Origin of the sequence: Halomonas sp. BN3-1 (genome assembly GCF_003056325.1) — a bacterium.
In the GTDB taxonomy this organism is placed as follows: Bacteria; Pseudomonadota; Gammaproteobacteria; order Pseudomonadales; family Halomonadaceae; genus Halomonas; species Halomonas litopenaei.
This window is the reverse complement of record NZ_PYVV01000015.1, coordinates 22,640-46,140: the sequence shown is the minus strand read 5'-3', so window position 1 is coordinate 46,140 and position 23,501 is coordinate 22,640. Positions and strand designations below refer to the sequence as shown.

At 65.0% G+C, this 23,501-nt stretch carries 22 protein-coding genes; 20 read left to right on the top strand and 2 right to left on the bottom strand.

Features of this window, described 5'->3' with window-relative positions:
- Window positions 1-98: 98 nt before the first annotated feature.
- The 5 genes from C9F12_RS18490 to C9F12_RS18470 are packed head-to-tail and all read left to right on the top strand — an operon-like array spanning window position 99 to window position 5,172.
- Window positions 99-1,064, top strand: a complete 966-nt coding sequence (locus tag C9F12_RS18490) for a tripartite tricarboxylate transporter substrate binding protein (RefSeq protein WP_045993109.1) — start codon at window positions 99-101, stop codon at window positions 1,062-1,064.
- 10 nt (window positions 1,065-1,074) lie between these two features.
- Complete coding sequence (locus C9F12_RS18485; protein WP_045993110.1) at window positions 1,075-2,598, top strand: tripartite tricarboxylate transporter permease; 1,524 nt, start codon at window positions 1,075-1,077, stop codon at window positions 2,596-2,598.
- A complete protein-coding gene (locus tag C9F12_RS18480) occupies window positions 2,595-3,203 on the top strand; it encodes a tripartite tricarboxylate transporter TctB family protein (protein ID WP_108449802.1) in 609 nt (202 codons plus the stop codon). Before C9F12_RS18485 ends, C9F12_RS18480 begins: the two co-directional genes overlap by 4 nt.
- A 35-nt stretch (window positions 3,204-3,238) precedes the next feature.
- Complete coding sequence (locus C9F12_RS18475; protein ID WP_108449801.1) at window positions 3,239-4,174, top strand: hydroxyacid dehydrogenase; 936 nt, start codon at window positions 3,239-3,241, stop codon at window positions 4,172-4,174.
- Window positions 4,171-5,172, top strand: a complete 1,002-nt coding sequence (locus tag C9F12_RS18470) for an Ldh family oxidoreductase (RefSeq protein WP_108449800.1) — start codon at window positions 4,171-4,173, stop codon at window positions 5,170-5,172. Before C9F12_RS18475 ends, C9F12_RS18470 begins: the two co-directional genes overlap by 4 nt.
- A 108-nt stretch (window positions 5,173-5,280) precedes the next feature.
- Here the strand turns inward: C9F12_RS18470 and C9F12_RS18465 are convergent, their stop codons facing one another.
- Complete coding sequence (locus C9F12_RS18465; protein ID WP_108449799.1) at window positions 5,281-6,309, bottom strand: LacI family DNA-binding transcriptional regulator; 1,029 nt, start codon at window positions 6,307-6,309, stop codon at window positions 5,281-5,283.
- A 293-nt stretch (window positions 6,310-6,602) separates the two neighbouring features.
- On the opposite strand from C9F12_RS18465, the gene C9F12_RS18460 reads away from it, so the two are divergent.
- The 12 genes from C9F12_RS18460 to C9F12_RS18405 all read left to right on the top strand — a co-directional run bounded on the left by C9F12_RS18460 (window position 6,603) and on the right by C9F12_RS18405 (window position 19,257).
- Entirely contained in the window at window positions 6,603-6,848 is a 246-nt protein-coding gene (locus C9F12_RS18460; protein ID WP_108449798.1) for a hypothetical protein, read from the top strand.
- 2 nt (window positions 6,849-6,850) lie between these two features.
- Window positions 6,851-8,017: a TRAP transporter substrate-binding protein gene (locus tag C9F12_RS18455; RefSeq protein ID WP_108449797.1), complete on the top strand. Its 1,167-nt coding sequence runs from the start codon at window positions 6,851-6,853 to the stop codon at window positions 8,015-8,017.
- Entirely contained in the window at window positions 7,989-8,552 is a 564-nt protein-coding gene (locus C9F12_RS18450; RefSeq protein WP_083970439.1) for a TRAP transporter small permease, read from the top strand. The genes C9F12_RS18455 and C9F12_RS18450 overlap by 29 nt, the downstream gene beginning before the upstream one ends.
- 20 nt (window positions 8,553-8,572) lie before the next feature.
- Window positions 8,573-9,874 (top strand): TRAP transporter large permease, encoded by a 1,302-nt coding sequence (locus tag C9F12_RS18445; protein ID WP_231498473.1) that lies wholly within the window; start codon window positions 8,573-8,575, stop codon window positions 9,872-9,874.
- Window positions 9,875-10,427: 553 nt separating this feature from the next.
- Window positions 10,428-11,741 carry a histidinol dehydrogenase gene (gene hisD / locus C9F12_RS18440; RefSeq protein WP_108131471.1) on the top strand — a complete coding sequence of 438 codons (1,314 nt, stop codon included), beginning with the start codon at window positions 10,428-10,430 and terminating at the stop codon, window positions 11,739-11,741.
- Window positions 11,738-12,505, top strand: a complete 768-nt coding sequence (locus C9F12_RS18435; RefSeq protein WP_108449796.1) for an SDR family oxidoreductase — start codon at window positions 11,738-11,740, stop codon at window positions 12,503-12,505. Before hisD ends, C9F12_RS18435 begins: the two co-directional genes overlap by 4 nt.
- A gap of 15 nt (window positions 12,506-12,520) precedes the next feature.
- Entirely contained in the window at window positions 12,521-13,507 is a 987-nt protein-coding gene (locus C9F12_RS18430; protein WP_108449795.1) for an alcohol dehydrogenase catalytic domain-containing protein, read from the top strand.
- A gap of 507 nt (window positions 13,508-14,014) precedes the next feature.
- The gene (locus C9F12_RS18425) at window positions 14,015-15,586 is read left to right on the top strand and encodes a Re/Si-specific NAD(P)(+) transhydrogenase subunit alpha (protein ID WP_108449794.1); all 1,572 of its coding nucleotides are present in this window, start codon (window positions 14,015-14,017) and stop codon (window positions 15,584-15,586) included.
- Between the two features lie 16 nt (window positions 15,587-15,602).
- Complete coding sequence (locus C9F12_RS18420; protein WP_045991814.1) at window positions 15,603-17,045, top strand: NAD(P)(+) transhydrogenase (Re/Si-specific) subunit beta; 1,443 nt, start codon at window positions 15,603-15,605, stop codon at window positions 17,043-17,045.
- A 245-nt stretch (window positions 17,046-17,290) separates the two neighbouring features.
- Entirely contained in the window at window positions 17,291-18,361 is a 1,071-nt protein-coding gene (locus C9F12_RS18415; RefSeq protein WP_045991813.1) for an NAD(P)H-dependent glycerol-3-phosphate dehydrogenase, read from the top strand.
- On the top strand, window positions 18,351-18,839 hold the full coding sequence (gene sixA, locus C9F12_RS18410) for a phosphohistidine phosphatase SixA (protein WP_108449793.1): 489 nt from the start codon (window positions 18,351-18,353) through the stop codon (window positions 18,837-18,839). Before C9F12_RS18415 ends, sixA begins: the two co-directional genes overlap by 11 nt.
- Before the next feature lie 103 nt (window positions 18,840-18,942).
- On the top strand, window positions 18,943-19,257 hold the full coding sequence (locus C9F12_RS18405; RefSeq protein ID WP_108449792.1) for an antibiotic biosynthesis monooxygenase: 315 nt from the start codon (window positions 18,943-18,945) through the stop codon (window positions 19,255-19,257).
- A 1-nt stretch (window position 19,258) separates the two neighbouring features.
- On the opposite strand, the gene C9F12_RS18400 is transcribed toward C9F12_RS18405, so the two are convergent.
- The gene (locus C9F12_RS18400) at window positions 19,259-20,221 is read right to left on the bottom strand and encodes an AEC family transporter (protein WP_108449791.1); all 963 of its coding nucleotides are present in this window, start codon (window positions 20,219-20,221) and stop codon (window positions 19,259-19,261) included.
- A 234-nt stretch (window positions 20,222-20,455) separates the two neighbouring features.
- On the opposite strand from C9F12_RS18400, the gene kdgD reads away from it, so the two are divergent.
- The 3 genes from kdgD to C9F12_RS18385 all read left to right on the top strand — a co-directional run bounded on the left by kdgD (window position 20,456) and on the right by C9F12_RS18385 (window position 23,485).
- Entirely contained in the window at window positions 20,456-21,373 is a 918-nt protein-coding gene (gene kdgD, locus C9F12_RS18395; RefSeq protein ID WP_108449790.1) for a 5-dehydro-4-deoxyglucarate dehydratase, read from the top strand.
- 436 nt (window positions 21,374-21,809) lie between these two features.
- The gene (locus C9F12_RS18390) at window positions 21,810-22,616 is read left to right on the top strand and encodes an alpha/beta hydrolase (protein ID WP_108449789.1); all 807 of its coding nucleotides are present in this window, start codon (window positions 21,810-21,812) and stop codon (window positions 22,614-22,616) included.
- Window positions 22,613-23,485 (top strand): alpha/beta hydrolase, encoded by an 873-nt coding sequence (locus tag C9F12_RS18385; RefSeq protein WP_108449788.1) that lies wholly within the window; start codon window positions 22,613-22,615, stop codon window positions 23,483-23,485. The genes C9F12_RS18390 and C9F12_RS18385 overlap by 4 nt, the downstream gene beginning before the upstream one ends.
- Window positions 23,486-23,501 lie beyond the last annotated feature (16 nt).

Below are 23,501 nucleotides of genomic sequence, written 5' to 3'. Positions count from 1 at the left end.
TAGTAAAGAAGGTTGTGCAAGAACGGCGAGCAATGAAAGCGAGTTGCTCGTAGCGAAGATCCTGACCACCCCATAACGACAACATCAGGAGTAACGTCATGCGCCTTTCCCACACCCTGACCCTGACCGCGATGCTGGCGGCGTCAACCCTCGTGGCCCCGCTGGCCCTCGCCGACGCCGAGGACTTTCCCGCCAAGGACGTGCAGTACGTGATCCCCTTCGGTCCGGGCGGCGAGTCCGACATCAGTGCCCGACTGCAGCAGAAGTACTTCGAGGAGATCACCGGCCAGCAGCTGATCATCCAGTACATGCCCGGTGGCGGCGGCGCGGTGGGCTGGTCCCAGCTCAACGACATGACCGCCGACGGCCATACCATCATGGGCTCCAATCTGCCCCATATCGTGCTCAAGCCGATGGGCAAGGACGCCGGTTTTGCCACCGAGGACGTCAACAACTTCTACTTCTTCCACTACTCGCCGGACGCCATCCTGGTCCGCGAGGACAGCCCCTACCAGACCCTGGAAGATCTGGTCGAGGCGGCGCGCCAGGCGCCCGGTGTGGTGACCTTCTCCGGTAGCGGCACCTACAGTGCCAATGACGTGGCCAATACGCGCTTCCAGCAGTTGGCCGACGTCACCACCACCTACATCCCTTTCAAGGGCACCGGCGCGGCGGTCACCGCTCTGCTGGGTGGCCAGGTCCAGGCCGAGTGGGGCTATACCACCGTGGCCGCCAACCATCAGGACAAGGTGCGCATGCTGGCGGTGGCCGCCGAGGAGCGCCATCCGCTGTTCCCCGACGTACCGACCTTCCAGGAACTCGGCTATGACATGGTTGGCGGCGCCTATCGTGGCATGGCGGTGCCCAGCGAGACGCCGGCAGACGTTCAGGCGCGGTTGTCCGAGATCTTCGATCAGATCAACCAGAATCCCCAGTTCCGCCAGGAGATGGAGGATCTGGGCTTCGTTTTGATGGACGTCGGCAATGACGATGTTGCCGATTTCCTGGCCGAACAGAGCCAGCAGTATGAGACCAGCGCGCGAGAACTCGGCCTGATCGACTGAGGTCAACGCCATGGATCTTATCGTTCACGCGCTCGGCGCTCTGTCGCCGCTCAATCTTGCGCTGGCCCTGCTCGGGGTGACGGCGGGCATCGTCATCGGTGCCCTGCCGGGGCTTTCCGCCACCATGGCAGTGGCGGTGCTGGTCCCGGTGACCTTCGGCATGGCGCCAGAGTCGGCCCTGATCATGCTCGGCGCCATCTATACCGGGGCCATCTACGGCGGCTCCTACTCGGCGATACTGGTCAATACGCCAGGTACGCCCTCGGCCATCGCCACCACCTTCGACGGCTATCCCATGGCCCGCCGGGGTGACGGTGATCTGGCCGTCACCCTGTCGACCATCGCCTCGGTGGTCGGTGGGCTGGTCGGGGTGCTGGCGCTGCTGCTGCTGGCGCCGCTGCTGGCCCAGGTCGCGCTCAGCTTCGGGCCGGTGGAGTACTTCTGGCTGGCGATCTTCGGGCTGACGCTGATCTCGGCGCTGTCCGAGGATTCGACCCTCAAAGGGTTCATGGGGGCGGGCTTCGGCCTGTTGCTGTCCACCGTGGGCGTCGCGGTGATCGGCGGCGATATCCGCTACACCTACGGCTCGCCGGTGCTGCTTGGTGGCATCGAGACGGTCTCGGCGCTGATCGGCCTGTACTGCATTCCGGTGCTGATCGATCTGGTGGCAACACCCGCCGCCCACCTCAAGGTGGATGGCGTGTCGCGCGGGGTGCGCTTTCGCGAGGGCATGGCGATCGCCATCAAGGGCAAGCTGAACCTGCTGCGCTCGGCGACCATCGGCACCGGTGTCGCCATCCTGCCCGGGGCGGGCGGCTCGATTGCAAGCCTGGTGTCCTATTCGGAGGCACGCCGGGTGGCCGACGAGCCGGCGAGCTTCGGCAAGGGCAATCCTCAGGGGGTGCTGGCGACCGAGGCCGCCAACAATGCCACCGTGGGCGGCGGCTTCATTCCGACCTTGGTGCTGGGCATCCCCGGCACGCCGCCGGATGCGGTGATCCTCGGGGCCTTGCTGGTGCAGGGCTTTCGTACCGGGCCGGAGCTCTTCACCACCAACGCCGGCATCACCTACACCTTCGTCGCCGGGCTGTTTCTGGCCACCTGCCTGCTGTTGCCGCTGGGTCTGTTGATCGGGCGCTACGCCTTCAAGTCGATCATCTCCATTCCCAAGGCGCTGCTGGTACCGACCATCGCCTTCATGACGGTGATCGGCACCTACGCCATCCGCAACAGCGCCAGCGACGTGGTGATCATGCTGTGCCTGGGGGTGCTGGGCTGGGTGCTCAATCGTTACGGCTTTCGGCCCTCGCCCATCGTGCTGGGGCTGATCCTCGGACCCATTGCCGAGCAGGGCTTCGTCCAGGGCTTCCTGATGGGGCGGGCCAGCGGATCGCTGTTCGCTACCTTCTTCGGTGGGCCGATCAGCCTGACGATCATTGCGTTGTCGTTGCTGAGCGTCTTCTACCCGATGGTCAAGGCACGGCGTGAGGCAAGACGTCAGGACAAGACGATCAATGGGGAGGCGTCGCCATGAGCGCTGTTCACAACAGAAGCACTGGTCACGACACGAGCACTGGCCACAACACCAGCGCTGCCGGCAAGAAGAAGCACGCCATCCAGGCCTCCTGCTCCCGCACAAGCGAGTATCTGCTGCCGACGCTATTCGTCGCTGGCGCCGCTCTATGCCTGTGGGAGACCCGTGAGATGAGTCAGCTCGGGGCGGTATTTCCTGCGGTGATCTCGCTGGTGGTGATCGTCGCGGGACTGCTGCGCCTGGGGCAGCTTGGGCTGCGCGGGGTGGTGGCCAACCATGAGCGGGGCTCTGATTCGAGTTCTGATCCAAGTTCTGATTCAAGCTCTGATGCGAGCTCGGACTCGGGCTCCGGCTCGACCCCGCGGCGTCTGGCGTTGGTCGGAATCATGCTGGCCTGGGCCCTGGCGCTGCCCTGGCTCGGCTTCCTGCTGACCGGCCTTGCAAGCTTCGTCGGGCTGATGGTGGTGGCGCAGTATCGTCGCTGGAGTCCTCGTCGCCTGGCCGGACACCTGGCAACCGGCGCCGTGCTGGTGGCCTTCTTCTACGCCCTGTTCGCGCTGGTACTCAATGTTCCGCTGCCGGCGGGGCGCTGGTTCACGCTGTGAGGCCGCTTCGACGGCAACATCGAGGGAGTAAAACGATGGCCAGGATAGTGATTTCGGAATTCATGGACGAGCAGGCGGTGGCCTGGCTCGGTGAGCACCACGAAGTGCTGTGTGACACCCGTCTGGTCGAGGATCGAGGACGCCTTCTGGACGCGGTGGCGGACGCCGATGCGCTGATCGTGCGCAACCGGACCCAGGTCGATAGCGAACTGCTGACACGGGCGCCGCGCCTCAAGGTGGTGGGGCGTCTTGGTGTCGGACTCGACAATATCGACCTCGGGGCCTGCGCCGAGCGCGACGTCGAGGTCAAGCCGGCCCAGGGGGGCAACGCCGGCTCGGTGGCCGAGTACGTGATCGCGGGGGCGCTGATGCTGCGCCGAGGTGCCTACGCCTCGACCCCGGCCATGCTGGCAGGGGAGTGGCCCCGCCAGGCGCTGATGGGGCGTGAGGTCAGCGGCGCGAGGTTGGGTCTGGTGGGCTTTGGTGCCATCGCCCAGGTCACCGCCGGGCTCGCCCGGGCCCTCGGTATGGAGGTGCTGGCGTTTGATCCCCACCTGCCGGCCGAGTCTGCGGCCTGGGGCCAGACCCAGCGCTGCGAGACGCTGGAAGCGCTGCTGTCCGCGGCCGACGTGGTCAGTCTCCACGTGCCGCTCAATGACCAGACCCGACACCTGTTGGACGCCGATCGCCTGGCCGTCATGAAGCCCGGCGCAGTGGTCATCAACGCCGCCCGCGGTGGGGTAGTAGACGAGCCGGCACTGGCCGAGGCGCTCACCAGTGGACGCCTGGCGGGGGCCATGCTCGATGTGTTCGAGCAGGAGCCACTTGGTGCAGGCTCGGTGCTCGAAGGGGTGCCCCATCTGGTACTGACCCCGCATATCGCCGGGGTGACCGAGGAGTCCAACGCGCGTATCAGCCAGATGACCGCCGAGAACGTGGTTGCGGTACTGACACCGGAGGGGGTGGCATGAGCCAGACGACAACACTTGCCCGCGAACAGGCGCGGGAACTCGCCATGGAGGCGATGCGTGCCAGAGGCTTCCCCGAGCGCGAGGCCGCCATCACGGTGGAGGCGCTGCTCGACGCCGAGCGTGACGGTCTGCCGTCCCATGGGCTCTCGCGCCTACCGTTCTATCTGGACCAGGCCGCCAGCGGCAAGGTCAACGCCGGCGCCATACCCAGGGCCGAAGCCGATGGCGCGGTGGTGCGGGTCGACGCCGACCATGGATTGGCCTTTCCGGCCATCGCCAGCGGGCTGGACGCCGGCTTCGAGGTGGCGCGGCAGCAGGGGCTATGCGCGATTTCCATCGGACGCTCTCACCACTTTGGGGTGGCCGGTGCACCGGTGGAGCGAGCGGCTCGGGAGGGCTTCATGGCGCTGGCATTCAGCAATGCGCCGTCGGCCATGGCGCCCTGGGGTGGTCACAAGCCGCTCTACGGCACCAACCCCATCGCCTTCGCCTGTCCGCGACCCGAGGGCGAACCCATGCTGCTGGACCTGTCGCTGTCCAAGGTGGCCAGGGGCAAGGTGATGCTGGCGCGCAAGGCCGGCAAGCCGATCCCCGAGGGCTGGGCGGTGGGGCCGGATGGGGCGCCTACCACCGATCCAGAGACCGCCATCCAGGGCAGCATGGTGCCGGCAGGAGACGCCAAGGGGGCGGCGCTGGCGATGATGGTGGAGCTGTTGTGCGCGGGGCTTTCCGGTAGTCGCTTCGGTTTCGAGGCGGGGTCTTTCTTCGAGGCGCAGGGAGAGCCACCCGGCGTCGGTCATTTGATGCTGCTGTTCGACGTCGATCGCTTCGCACCCGATGTGCTCGCGCGCTGTGAAGTGCTGTTCGCCGCGATGCTCGAGCAGCCGGGCGTACGCCTGCCCGGCGACCGGCGCCACCAGCTGCGACGCCAGAGCCATGATCGGTTGACGCTGCCGACGGCGGTGGTGGATGACCTGACGGCCATTGCGGCTTCCTAGACGTGCGGCTTCCTGGATAGCGTTCGCGGATACAGTTCGCGGATAGCGTGTTAGAACGACTTTCCCGAATAGCTTTGCTGAACGGCTTTATCAGCCAGCTCAGCCACCCTACTGGCCGCGTCCGGCAAGTGGCGGCGCCGTCGATCCCCTTAGCTGGACGCTGGCATCCAGGTGCAGGTCGCTGGGCCGCTCGCGATGGCGAATCCACGTCATCAGGGCGTCGGCGGCATGCACTCCGATGTCACTGGCGGGCACCGAGACGGTGGTCAGCGATGGCGACATGTAGGCCGCCTGGGGCAGGTCGTCGAAGCCGGTGATCGACAGTTCCCGAGGCAGGTCGAGCCCGCGTCGCTTGGCCTCGAGCAGGGCGCCGAAGGCCAGGGTGTCATTGCCGCAAAGCAGCGCCGTGGGCGGGGAGGGCATCTCCAGCAGTCTGGCGCAGGCGTCGGCACCCTCGGCGACACCATACTCCACCACCTCGACGTCCGGCGCCGGGCAACCGGCAGCGGCAATCGCATCGCTGAACCCGTCGAAGCGGGCCCGGGCACGGTCATTGTGTTCATAGGGTGCGGTGACGATGGCGAGGTGGCGGTGGCCCAGGTCGATCAGGTGGCTCGCCAGCTGTCTGGCGGCGCCGCGATTGTCGAAGCCGATACAGGGGGCTTCGGCCTTGTCATGGGTCTGCCAGCTGGTGAGAAAGGGCAGTTGACGCTGGTGCAGCAGACGGTAGGCGTCGGCAAGGTGTTCATGGCCGATCAACACGACGCCGTCCACGCCATGCTGGACCAGCGTCCGCAGCGCCTGCAGTTCGTCCTCGAGGTCGTAGCGGTAGGTGGCCAGCAGCAGACGACAGTCATGCTCCTTGAGGCGCCGCTCCAGGCTGTTGGCCATGGTGCCGAAGATCGGGTTGTCGAGGGTCGGTACCAGCAGACCGATGGCGCCGATGCGGCGTGAGGCCAGTGCACGGGCCGAACCATCCGGCACGTAGCCGAGGCGGCCGACGGCGGCCTCCACTTTCTTTCGCAGGCGGTCGCTGACGTGGGGTGCGCCGTTGAGCACCCGCGAGACAGACGCCGTCGAGACCCCGGCCTCCCGGGCCACATCTTCCAGCAACGCTCTGGTGGGACGATCGTTCATCTGGCCTCTCCTGGGTGGCGCCACCGGTGTGACCCGATCGGCGCCACGGTTGCGGCTAAAGTCGAAGGTCCTTTACAGGATTCTGGCTGGACAAGTCCTATAGAGGAATCTACCTTGAATGGTGCGCCATGTAAGCGCTTACAATTATAGCAGCAGACAGCGTTGATCGTAGTTCACTGCTGCATTTTTGCCTCGTTAGCCTGACCACGGCTTCGAGCGGAGCCGGTCCAGGCTCAGCAAGATCGACAACGACGCGTACCACCAAATACAACGAGAGTCGGGAGTCGCCACCCATGTCCAGGTCGTCTTCGTCCTCAGCCAAGTTGATGTTATGGCTGTCGATATGTCTGTTCGCCGCCTTTTTCATCAACGTCGCCATCCAGCGCTATGTACCGGGAATGTGGGCGCTGGAAGCCGCCTACGAGGCGGTGCTGTTGACGCTCGCTACCGCCTTCTTCGTCTCTGCCTGCCTCAAGTTCGAGGGCAAGGCGCCGTCTGGCGCCGAGCCGGGCACGCCAACCACACAACAAGGACAATGACCATGCGAGATTTCATCACCAATGACAGTGGTGCTCCCAGTCAGCCGGAAAGACGGCTGTTCATGGGCACCGTGGCGAAGTTCGGTTTTACCGCGGCGGTGGTCGGTGCGGTCGGCGGTGCGTTGTTCTCGGAAAGCGCCATGGCGGCCACCGCCAAGGAAGAGTCCGAGCGAGAGAACGCGGCCGAGTCCACCATCGTGCTCGCCACCGGCTATACCCTGGGCGCCTCGCGGGCCTATCCGATCATGCAGCTCAACTTCAAGGAGAACCTGCAGAACTTCTCCGGCGGCCGGCTCTACGTGAAGCTGGCGCCCGGTGGCCAGCTCGCCACCGGCGGGGCGCTGATCTCGATGGTCCAGAACGGCTCCATCGCCATCGCCCAGCATTCGCTGTCCAACCTGTCGTCCTTCGCCCCGGAAGCCGACCTGGTGAACATTCCCTACTGGTGTGGCGAGAACCAGCGTCTGATCAATCTGGTGACCTCGGACGCCTGGCGCGACACCGTTCACCACAAGGTCGAGGAGCGCGGCTTCAAGGTGCTGTCCTATATCTGCATCGACCCGAGGACCGTCGCCGTGCGCGATGGGCTGCTCGATGGCCCGGTGCGGGTCCCCGATGACATCTCCGGCATCAAGTTCCGGGTGCCGTCCTCGCAGATCCTGCAGCAGGTCTATCGACTGGCCGGTGCCAACCCGACGCCGGTGGCCTGGGGCGAGACCTCGTCGGCGATCAAGCAGGGCGTGGCCGATGCCCTCGACCCCAGCGTCCAGGCCCTGCTGGTGTTCGGCTTCACCGACGTGCTGTCGAGCATCTCCACCATCCAGTCGGTGCCGGATGCCCAGGTCTACACCTGCAACAAGGCCTGGTTCGACAGCCTGGATGGCGAGCTTCAGGACGCCGTCATGCAGGCGTCCGATGTCACCTTCCGCGAAAACCTCGCCAAGGTCCCGGCGGCGCGAGCCTACGCCCATGACCAGATGCGCCTGGCCGGCGTCGAGGTCTACTCCCTGAGCGACGAGGAAAAGGCCCAGTGGGTCGAGCGTTGTGGCCATCAGCTGCCCGCCTGGGATGAGACCAAGCGTGAGCTGGCGGGGTCGCTGGAGGCATTCGACAAACTGCTGGCCGCCACGGAGGTGCAAAATGGCTATTTCGTCGACAGCAACGCCTAAGGACACGCGCTGGCGCGCCCTGCGCCTGCGCTGTGACGACGTCGATCGCCGCACCGAGCGCTGGCTGCTGCTGACCTTCTACGCGCTGATCATCCTGACGGTGGCGGTGGAGGTGATTCGTCGCTTCGCCCTCAACTACTCCTCGGTGTGGGGCGAGGAGCTGGCGCGCTATGCCTTTATCTACCTGGCCTGGCTCGCCGCCGCCGCGGCGGTCAGGGACCGCGCCCATATCCGCATCGATGTGCTGATCAACCTGGGCGGGCCTCGCATGAAGCGCCTGGGCTGGTGGATCTCGGATATCGCCACCCTGGTGCTGGCGGTGTGGGCGCTGTACCTGTCGATCGCACCGGTGCTGACATCGATCAACTTCGGTTCGGTCACCGCGGGACTGCGGGTTTCCCAGGCGTTCTTTCTGGCCGCCATCCCGGTGGGCTTTCTGCTGATCGCCTGGCGGGTGGTACAGAGCATGCTGGCGGATATCCGGCGCATGCAACGTGGTGATCCGGTCTTCGATGGCCAGAAGCTCTTCGACTGAGGGGGACCGTCATGGAATTCATGGAACTTCAACAGGCCGCGGCCTCCCTGGACTGGACCTTCTATGCGCCGCTGGCGGCGCTGATCGTGATGATCCTGGTCGGGGTGCCGGTGTGGGTCGCCATCGGTCTCGGCACCCTGGGCATGCTGACCTTTACCGAGACCTTGCCGCTGTCGGTGTTCGGCGAGTCGCTGTTCGAAGGCATCAACGCCTTTGCGCTGATCGCGGTGCCGCTGTTTATCCTGACCGGTGATGCCCTGGTGCGCTCGGGGCTTTCCGGCAAGTTGCTGGATGTGGCCGAGGCCAGCGTCGGCGGGCTCAAGACCGGCCTTGGCAGCTCGACGACGCTGGGCTGCGGCTTCTTTGCCTGCATCTCCGGTTCGGACGCGGCGGGTGCCGCGGCGGTGGGGCGCATGACCATTCCCCGGCTGGTGGAGCGCGGCTATCCGTTGCCGGCGGCCTGTGCGCTGGTGGCCTCCGGTGCCTGCACCGGCATCCTGATCCCGCCATCGATCGCCTATATCGTGATGGGCCTGGTGCTGGGCATGTCCGCCTCGACGCTGTTTCTGGCGGCGGCGATCCCCGGGGTGATGGTGATGATCTCGGTCATGGCCACCAATATGGTGCTCAATCGCATCTACGGCTTCGAAGGCGATCGCGAGCGTTTCTCCTGGCGACGCTGGATCGACACCGTATGGGACGCCCGCTGGGCGCTGTTCGTACCGGTGGTGATCCTGGGCGGCATCTACACCGGCATCTTCACTCCTACCGAGGCGGCATCGGTGGCCGTGGTGGTGGTGGTCATCATCGGCCTGCGCCAGGGTCGCCTGACGCTGGGTGACATTCCGCGCATGCTGGAGAGCTCGGCGCGGGTGTGCGGCGTCATCGTGCCGATCATCGCGGTGTCCCTGCCGCTGGCGCAGAGCCTGGCCAGCCTCGATATCCCCCAGACCCTGGTCAGCGGAATCAGCGGTGTCACCGACGCCCCCTGGCTGATGATCCTGATGATGATCGGCATTCTGGTGCTGGCTGGCTGCGTGATGGAAACCACCCCCAACATCGTCATCCTGGCGCCGCTGCTGCTGCCACTGGCGCTGGAGGCGGGGATGAACGAGTTCCACTTCGCGATCCTGATGGTCACCACCCTGGGCCTGGGCTTCATCACGCCACCGCTGGGACTCAACCTGTTCGTGGTGTCCGGCTTGACCCGCTGTTCGGTGCTGTCGATCGCTCGCTACGCGCTGCCGTTCGTGCTGGGGATGCTGATCGTGGTGTTGATGATCGCTTATTTGCCTTGGTTGTCGACCTGGGCGATAGGGTAGGGCTCGTCTGAAAAGTGCCTGCGCTCGGTAATACGGCGTTAAAAATCGGATCAAAATGCTCATTTACACCCCGTAAACTGCGCTTTCTCACCGATTTTTGCCTTGTCTAACCTTCGCTCGTCGACTTTTCGGACTGAGCCCAGGGAGAGGTTGGGGGAGAGCTGTCTTCCCCCTTTTTTCAACGGATTTGTAAGCGCTTACAAAAGTGTAGGCGTAAAGATACGAAGCGAGGGCAAGGGCGACGCTAGGCGACTGGCTGGCCCACGCCTCGCCAGAGCAACACTCACCAAAACAACGACGCCGTCGGCGCATCACGGCCGAGTCGACGGCACACCCTAGGGCTTGTCTGAAAAGTGCCTGCGCTCGGTAATACGGCGTTAAAAATCGGATCAAAATGCTCATTTACACCCCGTAAACTGCGCTTTCTCACCGATTTTTGCCTTGTCTAACCTTCGCTCGTCGACTTTTCGGACAGCGCCTAGGCACTGCGCATGCTCAAGACTCAAGCATGTGTGGCGACCGATACCGGCCGATGACCTCAAGGAGACTCAACATGGCGATTCACTACTACAAGCAAGCCGACAAGAATGCCTCCAGCAACGACACCCAGACCCATGAAGTCGTCTCGCGCATGCTCGCCGAGATCGAGGCCGGGGGAGAGGCCAAGGCGCGGGAGTACTGTCGCGAACTCGACGGCTGGGAAGGCGACGTCATCGTCAGCCGTGACCAGATCGAGGCGGCCAGGGAGAAGGTCCCCGAGCAGCTCAAGCAGGATATCCACTTCGCCTATGAGCGCGTCAGCCGGTTTGCCGCTGCCCAGCGCGACAGCATCCAGGGCTTCGAGACCGAGCTGTCTCCGGGCCTGTTCGCCGGGCAGAAGCTGATCCCGATGGAGACCGCCGGTTGCTACGTGCCCGGTGGCCGCTACGCGCATATTGCCTCGGCGATCATGAGTGTGGCGACCGCCAAGGTGGCCGGGGTCAAGAACGTGGTGGCCTGTTCGGTGCCGCGGGACGAGAACGGCATCCACCCAGCCATCCTGTATGCCATGGATCTCGCCGGTGCCGACGTCATCCTGCAGATGGGCGGGGTTCAGGGCATCGCCTCCATGGCCTTTGGACTGTTCACCGGCAAGCCCGCCGACATTCTGGTCGGCCCGGGCAACCGCTTCGTCGCCGAGTCCAAGCGTCAGTTGTTCGGACGCTGCGGCATCGACATGTTCGCCGGGCCCACCGAGATCGGCATCATCGCCGATCACAGCGCCGATCCCGATATCGTGGTCGAGGACCTGGTTGGCCAGGCCGAGCACGGCCCGGATTCGCCGGCCTGGCTGTTCACCACCTCGCGCGAATTGGCCGAAGCGGTGGATCAGCGCATCCAGGCGCGTATCGATGACCTGCCGGAAACCCAGCGCAAGGCCGCCGACGCTGCCTGGCGCGACTACGGCGAGATCATCGTCTGCGATACCCGGGAGGAAGCCGTCGAGGTCAGCGATCGTTATGCCTCCGAACATCTGGAACTGCAGGTGGAGGATCTGGACTGGTGGATGGAGCGCCTCAACAGCTACGGCTCGCTGTTCGTCGGCGAGGAAGCCTCGGTGGCGTTCGGCGACAAGTGTTCGGGCACCAATCATATCCTCCCGACCAAGGGGGCGGCGCGTTACACCGGCGGGCTGTGCGCCCAGAAGTTCCTCAAGATCGTGACCTACCAGCGCCAGAGCCGCGAGGCCACCCGCACCGTAGCCGCCACCGCCGCCAGGCTGTCGCGCTGCGAGGGCATGGAAGGCCATGCCCGTACCGGCGATATCCGTCTGGCCAAGTACTATCCGGATGAGCGCTTTGTGCTGGCGGTGGAAGAGGACGTATGACCATGCGTCCCGATTTCGACCTCGACGGACGGGTGGCGCTGGTCACCGGGGGCAGTAGCGGGCTGGGTCTTGCCATCGGCGAGGCACTGGCGGCGAGCGGCGCCCGGGTGGTGCTGGCCGCCAGGCGTCAGGACGCGCTGGATGCGGGAGTGGAGCGGATTCGGAGCATGAGCGGCCAGGCGGCCGCCCTCAGCGCCGACCTGGCCGACGCCAGGGGCCTCGAAGAGGTGGCACGTCGCGCCACCGAGGCGTTTGGCGATCCCCTGATTGTGGTCAACGCCGCCGGGGTGAACCTGCGCCAGCCGGCAGAAGAGGTCGATCTGGCCTCGTGGGAGCTGACCCTGCAACTCCACCTGGGCACGCCGTTCTTTCTGTCACGGGCGCTGGTGCCGGGGATGCGCGCGGCGGGCTACGGTCGCATCATCAACCTGGCCTCGCTGCAGTCCAGTCGTGCCTTTCCCGACAGCGCCCCCTACGGGGCCGGCAAGGGTGGCATCGCCCAGCTGACCCGCGCCATGGCCGAGGCCTGGTCGCGCCACGGTATCAACGCCAATGCGCTGGCGCCGGGATTCTTTCCTACCGAGCTGACCTCACCGGTGTTCGACGATGCGGCCAGGTCCGAGGCGCTGGCGCGCCAGACCGCCATCGGCCGTAACGGAAGGCTTGAGGATATCGCGGGACCGGCGGTATTCCTGGCGTCCCCGGCCTCGGCCTACGTCACCGGCCAGATCCTTCACGTCGATGGCGGCTTTACCGCCAAGTGATTCAGGAGACTCACCATGCAAGCCTTGTTCTACGTCGGTCGCGAGCAGATGGAGATGCGTGGCACCGAACCCGAGCCGCTCAAGCCGGGGGAGTCGCGGGTGCAGGTGGAGGCCACCGGCATCTGCGGTTCCGACCTGCATGCCTACCATGGCCATGATCCCCGGCGGGTGCCGCCGATGATCCTGGGCCACGAGGTCGCGGGACGGGTGGTCGAGGGCGCCTGGAAGGGCAAGCGGGTCACCATGAACCCGCTGATCGTCTGCGGCCACTGCGAGTACTGCCAGGCCGGGCGCCAGAATCTATGCGAGAACCGCAGCATGATCGGCATGAATCGCCCCGGCAGCTTCGCCGAGACGGTCAACATCGCCGATCACAGCCTGATCGAGCTGCCACAGACGCTCAGCGCCGAGGTCGCCGCCATGACCGAGCCGGTGGCGACTGCAGTGCATGGTATTCACCGCCTGGAGCGGGTGCTCGATCGCCCGCTGGCGGAGTCCCGGGTGCTGGTGATCGGTGCCGGTGCCATCGGCCTGATGACCGCCTTGATCCTGCGCCAGCGCGGGGTGCGCTCGCTGCGTATCGCCGATCTCAACCCGCTGCGCCGGGAGGCGGCGCTCAGGGTCGGGCTCGAGGCCTTCGACCCGCGCGAAGCGCCGCCCCGGGCCGACTCGGTGGAAGCGGTGTTCGACTGTGTGGGAGCTGGCCCCACGCGCAAGATGGCGGTGGCCTCGGCTCGTCCTGGTGGCGCGATCATGCACCTTGGTCTGCAGGACAACGATGGGGTTACCGATACCCGCGCCATTACCTTGAAGGAGCTGAGTTTTCTTGGTGCCTACACCTACAGCTTCGGTGATCTTCGCGCTGCCGTCGCACTGCTCGACGCCGGTGCGCTGGGGGAGCTGTCCTGGGTCGAGAAGCGGCCTCTGGCCGAGGGGCCGGCCGCCTTCGAGGAGCTGGCAAGCGGGCGCAGCGCTGCCGCCAAGGTCATTCTGTATCCGTAAGGGCCGCGTTGGCACCGAGCAGTGCTCTGAACAGGCGATGTCGAGTGGACGCGCTGTGCGTCGCCTGTTGTTTCAGCAGCGCTTTCACCAGCGCTATCCGTCATCCTTTCAGCTATCTTTTCGTCCATCCTGTCGGCAATGCGGCGCAGATGGTCGGCGTTTTTTCTGAGCGAATATGTTGCTGGGTGAGCGCTTGTTCAGGCTCGAAAGGGAGGTTGTTGGCAGTCACAAATCCGCGTTGTTTCTCGTCAGAGGTTGCCATCAGGGTGTGATCACGCCGCCAGGCCGGTCACGCCGGGCCTGGGAGGCTCGGAAGGGCATAAGGTTACACCCCGCTTCGTGTCGGTTCTCTTAATGGATTCAGGTGGTTGCTTTCACATTGCAGTGCACAAATTACTGGCGATCCCCTCTTGTGCAGACTAGCCACAAGAGGTAACACTGGTAGGAATGACAACAAGAAACCATAACAAGCAATCGTAATAACGTTGGCCACATGGGAGATCCATCGTGAAGATAGGAGCACCAAGGGAACGGCATAAGGGCGAGGCGCGTGTCGCGCTGACGCCCGAGAGCGCCGGACACATTCAGAAGCTGGGTCACGAGTGCCTGATCGAGACGGGCGCAGGTGAGCTTGCCGGCTTTACCGACGCCGCCTATGAAGAGGCCGGTGTCACTATCGTCGACAGCATGGAGGCGGTATTCGAGCAGGCCGACGTGGTCGTCAAGGTGCGCGAGCCACAGAAGGAAGAGTCCGACCTGCTGCGCCAGGGCCAGACCCTGATCAGCTTCTTCTGGCCGGCCCAGAACGAGGAGATGCTCGAGACCTGCAAGGACAAGGGTGCCAGCGTCGTCGCCATGGACATGGTGCCGCGGATTTCCCGCGCCCAGAAGATGGATGCGCTGTCCTCCACCGCCAACATCGCCGGCTATCGCGCGGTGATCGAGGCAGGCAACCAGTTCGGGCGCTTCTTCACCGGTCAGGTCACCGCCGCGGGCAAGGTGCCGCCGGCCAAGGTGCTGATCATCGGTGCCGGCGTCGCCGGTCTTGCCGCCATCGGCACCGCCACCAGCCTCGGTGCGGTGGTGCGTGCCTTCGACGTGCGCCCCGAGGTTTCCGAGCAGATCGAGTCCATGGGCGCCGAATTCCTGTTCCTCGATTTCGAGGACTCCCAGGACGGCTCCGAAAGCGGTGGCTATGCGGCGCCCTCCAGCCCCGAGTTCCGCGAAAAGCAGCTCGAGCTGTTCCGTCAGCAGGCCCCCGAGGTGGATATCGTCATCACCACCGCCCTGATCCCCGGACGCCCGGCTCCCAAGCTGTGGCTCGAGGACATGGTCAAGGCGATGAAGCCGGGCTCTGTGGTGGTCGACCTGGCCGCCGAGAAGGGCGGCAACTGCGACCTGACCAAGCCTGATGAGCGCGTGGTCACCGACAACGGCGTCATCGTGGTTGGCTATACCGACTTCCCGTCGCGCATGGCCACCCAGTCGTCGCTGCTGTACTCGACCAATATCCGTCACATGCTGACCGATCTGACGCCGGAGAAGGACGGCAAGATCGTTCACGACATGGAAGACGACGTGATCCGTGGCGCTACCGTCACCCACCAGGGTGAGGTCACCTTTCCGCCGCCTCCGCCCAAGGTCAAGGCCATCGCCGCGGCCAAGCCGAAGCCCAAGGAGAAGGAGCCGACACCGGAGGAGCGCAAGGCTGCCGAACACGCTGCCTTCGTGAAGCAGACCAAGAGCCAGGTCACCATGCTGGCGGTCGGCGGCATCGTCATGGGGCTGCTCGGTCTGGTGGCCCCTGCATCCTTCATGCAGCACCTTATCGTCTTCGCGCTGGCCTGCTTCGTCGGTTTTCAGGTCATCTGGAACGTCAGTCACTCTCTGCACACGCCGCTGATGGCGGTGACCAATGCGATTTCCGGGATCATCATCCTCGGTGCCGTGCTCCAGGTGGGCTCGGGCAGCTGGTTGGTCGCCTTGCTGGCGGGCATCTCGGTGCTGATCGCTTCCATCAACGTCGTGGGTGGCTTCCTGGTGACACGCCGGATGCTGGCCATGTTCCAGAAGTCCTGAACCGCGGAGAGACGAAATGCTAGGACAACAATTCGTAACCGCCGCGGCGATCGCGGCGAGTGTGCTGTTCATCCTCTCGCTGGGGGGACTGAGCAATCAGGAAAAGGCCAAGCGCGCGGTGTGGTACGGCATCGTCGGTATGGGCCTGGCGGTGTTCTCCGTCATGCTCGGCCCGAACATCGGCAACTACTGGCTGATGATCCCCTTGATGATCGTCGGTGCCGTGGTCGGCACCATGGTGGCGAAGCGGGTCGAGATGACCCAGATGCCGCAGCTGGTGGCGGCGCTGCACTCCTTCGTCGGTCTGGCGGCGGTGTTCGTCGGCTGGAACGCCGAGATGGAACGTGCCCGGGTGCTGGCGCTGAAGGCGGCCGGTGAGTCCCTCGACGGCCTGTCGGCGTTCGCCGCTACTCTGGCCTACAAGACACCTGCCGAGCTGACCTTCCTGCAGGTCGAGGTGGTGCTGGGCGTGTTCATCGGTGCGGTGACCTTCACCGGCTCGGTGATCGCCTTCGGCAAGCTGGCCGGCAAGATCGACGGCAAGCCGAAGAAGTACCCCGGCGGTCATGCCCTGAACGCCGGTGCGGCGATTCTCTCGCTGGTGCTGGCCATCGCCTACCTCAACGGTGCCGGCTTCTGGACCCTGTTGCTGATCGCGCTGCTCGCCTTCTTCATCGGCTGGCACCTGATCCTCGGCATCGGCGGCGCCGACATGCCGGTGGTGGTGTCGATGCTAAACAGCTACTCGGGCTGGGCCGCGGCCGCTATCGGCTTCACCCTGTCCAATGACCTGCTGATCGTTACCGGTGCGCTGGTGGGCTCCTCCGGTGCCATCCTGTCGTACATCATGTGCAAGGCGATGAACCGCAACTTCGTCAGCGTCATCCTCGGTGGCTTCGGCGGTACCCAGGGGCCGGCCCAGGAGATCGAGGGCGAGCAGGTGTCGATCGACGCCGGTGGCGTCAGCAGCGCCCTCAACGACGCCGACAGCGTGATTATCGTGCCGGGTTATGGCATGGCGGTGGCCCAGGCCCAGAACGCGGTCAGCGAACTGGTGCGCAAGCTGCGCTCCGCCGGCAAGGAGGTGCGCTTCGGCATCCACCCGGTGGCGGGTCGTCTACCGGGCCACATGAACGTGCTGCTGGCCGAGGCCAAGGTACCCTACGATATCGTGCTGGAGATGGATGAGATCAATGATGACTTCGCTTCCACCGACGTGGTCATCATCATCGGCTCCAACGACATCGTGAACCCGGCCGCCCAGGAAGACCCCAACAGCCCCATCGCCGGCATGCCGGTGCTCAAGGTGTGGGAGTCCAAGCAGGTGTTCGTGTGCAAGCGTGGTCAGGGAACCGGCTACTCGGGCATTGAGAACCCGCTGTTCTTCAAGGAGAACACCCGGATGTTCTACGGCGATGCTCGGGCCAGTATCGATTCGCTGATTCCGCTGATCGACTGAACTGAGCCGCGTGTAGTTCAGGGCTCCTCTTTAGAGGGGCCCGAAGACGCCCCTCCTTGTAGGGGCCCGAAGACGCCCCTCTTCACAGGGGCCCGAAGACGCCCCTCTTTTAGGGCGCAAATAAACGCCCCTTTCGAGGGGCGTTGCTCGTTGTGGCACCAGGTCAGTCAAAGTGGCGACGAGATCCCTCGTCGTGACGTCAGATTCGGTACAATCCACCAAGACTCATCGACTGCGGAGCAAGCATGACCGACATGGACACCAGGGTGGCGGTGCTGGGGGGCGGGAGCTTCGGCACCGCTCTGGCCAGCATCGCCGCCGATAACGGCTTCCACGTGCGCCAATGGCTCAGGGACGGCGCGCTGGTGGAAAGCATCAATCGTGATCATCGCAATCCGCGCTACTTGCCCGACTACGCCATCAACCCCAGGGTCGAGGCGTCCACCGAACTCGAGTGGGTGCTCGAGGAGGCCATCCTGGTGCTGGTGGCGATTCCCTCCAAGGCCTTCGCCGAGGTGGTGCGCCAGGCACGTCCCTGGCTCAAGCCCGAGCAGATTCTGGTCAGCACCACCAAGGGTATCCAGGAGGATGGCTTCAAGCTGATGAGCCAGATCCTCGAGGACGAGACGGGGTTTGCCCACGTGGGCGTGCTGTCCGGGCCCAACCTGGCCTCCGAGGTGGCCCAGAAGCAGCTCACCGCCACGGTGATCGCCAGCCACGACGCCGAGACGCGATCGCGGGTGCAGGCGGCGCTGGGCTGTGACTATTTCCGCGTCTACGCCAGCAATGACCGCTACGGGGTCGAGCTTGGCGGTGCGCTCAAGAACATCTACGCCATCGCCGCCGGCATGGCAGCGGCGCTGGGCATGGGCGAGAATACCCGCAGCATGCTGATGACCCGTGCGCTGGCCGAGATGAGCCGCTTCGCCGTATCCCAGGGCGCCAATCCGATGACCTTCCTGGGGCTGGCCGGCGTCGGCGACCTGATCGTGACCTGCTCGTCGGAACTGTCGCGCAACTATCGCGTCGGCTTCGCGATGGGCAAGGGTCAGAGCCTGGACGAGGCGGTGGCGTCTCTCGGCCAGGTGGCCGAAGGGGTCAATACCGTCAAGCTGGTGCGCGACAAGGCCGATGCCGAAGGCGTCTACATGCCGTTGGCGGAAGGGCTCTATCAGGTGTTGTTTCGCGGCGTGCCGGCCCGTGACATGGCCAAGCTGCTGATGCGCGGCGAGCAGAGCAGCGACGTCGAGTTCGTACTCCCCCGCGAGGACGTCAAGCAGGACCGGCGACAGACGGAGGCCAAGAATGGCGGATAGACTCTGGATCATGCGTCACGGCGAGGCCACTCCAGGCTTTCCCGACGAGGCGCGCAGGCTGACCACCCGCGGCGAGGAGGAAGCTCGCGCCATGGGCCGCTGGCTGGCGAGTCGTGACGACATCGACTGGGGCCGGCTCAAGGTGCTGGCCAGTCCCTACGTGCGTGCTCAGCAGACCGCCGCCCTGGTGCTGGAAGCACTGCCGGACGAGGTGAGTCTCGATACCCTGGACATCATCACCCCCGACGATTCCCCCGAGGCCGTGGTGGACTGGCTGACGCTGGAAAGTGACGAGGGTCCGCTGCTGCTGGTCAGCCATATGCCGCTGGTCGCGGCCCTGACCGGGCTGCTGGCGGAGGGCAGGGCAGGGGCCGGGGTGGGCTTTGTCACCGCGGCTATCGCCGAACTGGAAGCCGACGTCAGAGCCGCTGGTTGTGCGCGGCTGGTGGGCATGACCACGCCATCGTCACTTCGCTGACCCTGACCGCAGTGGTTGGCGTGGTGCGAGCGACGTGTCTGACATATTTCGCACTCGATAGAACGGGCCCGTCACTGGCGGGCTTTCACCTGAAGGGACGCCCATGAGCTTTTTCGTCAACAACCGCATCTTCGTCAATCCGGGCTTCGAGGACGAGTTCGAAGAGCGCTTTCGCCGTCGCGCCGGAGAGATCGACAAGCAGCCGGGCTTTGTCGCCATGCGTGTGCTGAGGCCGCTGGGCAACCAGGCGCCCTACGTGGTGGAGACCCAGTGGGAGAGCCAGTCGGCGTTTCGTGCCTGGGTCGGCAGCGACGACTTCAAGCGTGCCCACGCCAACCCGCTGCCGGCAGAGGCCACCCGCGAGGGCGGCGGTATCGAGCAGTTCGAGGTGGTCGAGGGGACTGAAGCCAAGGGCTGAACTAGATGAGCCCGTTGAGCCGCAGGGCGAAGACCCCCACCGTCACGCTGATGCTGGCCACCAGGGTGGTGAGGGCGATGATATTGGCCGTCAGAATTTCATCGCCGCCCATGGCCTTGGCCATCACAAAGGCCGCCGCCGCGGTGGGGCTTGCGAAGAACAGAAACAGCACGCCCAGCTCGGCACCACGAAAGCCAAGCCCCAGCGCCGCCAGGGTGGCCACCAGCGGGATCACCACCATCTTGGCGAGGCTTGCGCTGACGGCGGTGCGATAGCTGGTCTTGAGCGCCCGGGTGGAGATGGTGGCGCCGATGCAGATCAGCGCCAGCGGCAGGGTCAAGGAGGCAAAGTAGTCACCGGTGGTCTCGATCCACTCGGGCAGACTGACCTGCAGCGCCGCCAGGGGGGTGGCGACCACCACCGCCAGGATCAGCGGATTGGTCAGGATATGGCGGAAGATGCTGTTCCAGTCGATGGCCTTGCGCCGGCCGTCCTCGTCCAGTTGGTATGCCGCCAGCACCACCACCGACAGCACGTTGTAGCAGAGAATTACCACCCCCAGCAGCAGACTCCCCAGCGATAGCCCTACCTCGCCGTACATGCCGTGGGCGAGTGCCAGGCCGACCACTCCGCAGTTGCCGCGAAAGGCGCCCTGTACATAGACCCCGCGCTGGTGACGCTTGACCCGAAGCGCAGCGTAGCCCCAGGCGAGCACGAAGCTTGCAATGGTGGCCAGTGCGAAGAAGGCCAGCATCCAGGGGTTCAGGGTGCGTTCCAGATCGGCGCGGATCAGGCTGAGAAAGAGCATGGCCGGCAGGGTGGCGCGAAACACCAGTCGCGACGCCGTATTGACGAAGGCCTGGTCGATCCAGCCGAGTCGCTTGAGCGCAAGGCCGATAAACACCATGGCAAACACCGGCAGGCTGATGTTGAGCGTCGACAGGAAGACATCGATCAATGACATGGGCGCGTCCTTGGGCCTCCAGGGAGAGGGTGTCGGATGGCCCCGGGGGCCCGCTTCGAGTCTCTCGTCGGCATTGCGGCGGGTGAAACAGGAGTGTGAACTTTGGTCTAAAGTTACCACAGGGGCTATTGTCAGTCAGCGTCCCGACGTCTAGCTTATGCTTTGTATGATGTATGACATGGCGGGAATCGAAACCCTCATGTCCGTTCACGACGAAGACAGGAGGACGTTTCGGTGAAATTTTCCCATGCCCAGGTCAAGCAGGCGATCAGCGATGGACTGCTGTCGTTTCCGGTCACGGACTTCGACGCCGAAGGACGTTTCGACGCCGAGAGCTATCGCGCGCGTCTCGAGTGGTTCATCAGCCACAAGATTTCGGCGGTGTTCGTCGCCGGTGGCACCGGCGAGTTCTTCAGCCTGTCGCTGGAGGAATTCCGTGCGATCGTCCGTCTGGCCGTGGAAGTCGTCGATGGTAAGCTGCCGGTGATCGCCAGCGCCGGTCTGAGCGTGGCCACCGGTTCCGAGTTCGCCCGCATCGCCGAGGAAGAGGGCGCCGACGGTATCCTGCTGATGCCGCCTTACCTGACAGAGTGTCCCCAGGACGGCCTGGTGGAATACGCCAGCCGGATCTGCCAGTCCACCAGCGTCAGCGTGATCTACTACAACCGTGGCAACGGCGTGCTCAACGCTCAGTCCGCCAAGCGGCTGGCCGACGCCAACCCCAACCTGGTGGGGCTAAAGGACGGCAAGGGCGACATGCAGGCGCTCAACCGCGTGATCAAGACCGTCGGCGACCGACTGGCCTACGTCGGGGGCGTGCCCACCGCCGAGATCATCGCCGAGGCTTACCTGGCGGTGGGCGTAAACACCTACTCCAGCGCGGTGTTCAACTTCGTGCCGGACATGGCGGTGACCTTCTACAAGGCCCTGCGTGCCGGTGACAGCGACACCGTGCGCAAGATCTCCCGCGAGTTCTTCCTGCCCTTTGTCGCCCTGCGCGACCACAAGGCAGGCTACGCCGTCAGCCTGATCAAGGCCGGCACCGACCTGATTGGCCGTCCGTCCGGCGCGGTGCGTGCCCCACTGGAAATGCCAAGCGATGATGAGCGCAAGCAGCTCGAGCAGTTGATCGAGCGCGCCCGTTCCTTCTGATTCCTGACGTTCGATGCTGGCGCTGCCGCGTCGACAGTCCCTGAAGCTAACCCTTCGCCAGGGAGGGACGCCAGGACGTCGGGGGAGGGCACGAGAGGTGGCGCGGCAGGGCTTGGCTCATAACGCACGCCATCATCACTTTTCAGCGAGACAGGGTCGGCAAGTCAGCGGCAGTGAGACGGGGTCAGGGAGAGATATCAGCGCGCCAGCCAGAGTCCGATGACCACCGCCACGGCCACGGTGGTGAAGAACAGACGGTTGCGCAGGCGGGTATCGCGGGCGGGTTTACGGGACACGCGTTGCTCCTTGGTAGCGGGGAGTCAGGGGGAATTCCGGGGAATCTAGGCTTTGGTTCACTTGGCGGCCTAGGGTAATGCCGTTAGCCTGCCAAGGCTACAGCGGCGGGTCGCCGCCTCTCATCGGATGAGACAGAATCATGCCAGATACCCCAACCTTGCTGTTCGCCCACGCCAATGGCTTTCCCGGCGGCAGCTACAGAAGCCTGCTGGCACCACTCGCAGAGCGCTTCGACGTCCAGCCGCTCGATCGCCTGGGCCACCATCCCGATTTTCCCGTGGGCCACAACTGGTTGGCATTGCGTGATGAATACCTCGAGAGCACCCGTCACCTGGCCGGACCCTTTATCGGTGTCGGCCACTCCATGGGCGGGGTGATCACCGCCATGGCGGCGCGCCTGGAGCCGGAGCGGTTCCAGGCGGTGGTGATGCTCGACCCGCCGCTGATGCTGGGCATCGACGCCTTGGCCATGCGCGTCAGCAAGTGGCTCGGCATGGTGGATCGAGTGACGCCGGCAGGCAAGAGCAAGGGGCGCCGTACCCGTTGGGAAAGCCGTGATGCGATGCGCGCTCAACTTCGGCGCAAGGGCCTGTTTCGCAGCTTCACCGAAGAGGCACTGGACGACTACATCGACGCCGGCACCACGACCCTGGAGGACGGCGCGGTGGTGTTGAGCTATGACCCGGATATCGAGGTCGAGATCTTCCGTCATCTGCCCCACCATCTGGATCGTCTGCCCACGGAGGTACGAGTACCTCTGGGTGTGCTGGCAGGGGAGACGTCTGACTTGCTGACCGAGGCACGTTGCCGACGTCTCAGCCGGCGCGGTATCGCCCTGGACAGGGTGCCCGGCAGTCATATGTTTCCGATGGAGCAGCCCGAGGCAACGCGACGCGCCTTGCTGGCCATAATCGACCGTCTGCTGGGCGAAGGGACAACGCAATGAAGCCAGCGGGAGAAGCGCTTCGCCTGGCACAGGGGCGCCTGGCCGCACTGGCCTGGGGACGCACGGAGGCGCCGGTGTGGCTGGCGCTGCACGGCTGGCTCGACAACGCCGCAAGCTTTGCGCGTTTAGCGCCGGTACTGGCCGAACGGCTCGATATACGCCTGGTGGCCATCGACATGGCCGGCCATGGCCACTCCGAGCGGCTGCCCGGTGACTACGACTACGCCATCTGGGACTACTGCCACGACCTGCTCGATGCACTGGATGATCTCGGACTGGATAGTGCCCCGGTGCTGGCTCACTCCCTCGGCGCCGGGGTGGCCTGCCTGGTCGCCGCGGCCTGGCCCGAACGCATCGAGCGCCTGGTGCTGATCGACGGTCTGGGGGCCTTGACCACCCCACCTGAAGATACCGCTGGCCAGTTGGGGCGTTCGTTGCGGGCCCAGCGTCGCCGTCGCTCGCGGATTCCTCATTATGCCGATCTGGATACCGCGGTGGCGGCGCGGGTCGCCGGTGGCGCCACCCCGGTGGATGCCGAGACGGTGCGCGACATCGTGGCCAGGAACCTGACCCCCTGCGACGAGGGCGGCCTGCGGCTGCGCACCGACCCGCGCCTGCTGCGCCCCTCCCCCGTGCGGCTGACCGATGACCAGGTCGCCAATCTGCTCGAGGCTATTGCCTGCGAGGTACTGCTGGTCGAAGGGCGTGACGGTATTCTCGGGGAACGTCCACGAGGGGTGGCCTCGCGAGCACGCGTTCACCGCCTGACCCGTCGCGTGCTGGAGGGCGGACACCATCTTCATGCCTCGCCGCAGCACGCCCCCGCGGTGGCCGATGCCATCGTCGAGGCGTTGTCCGCAACACCTTGATCGAAAAGACGATCTT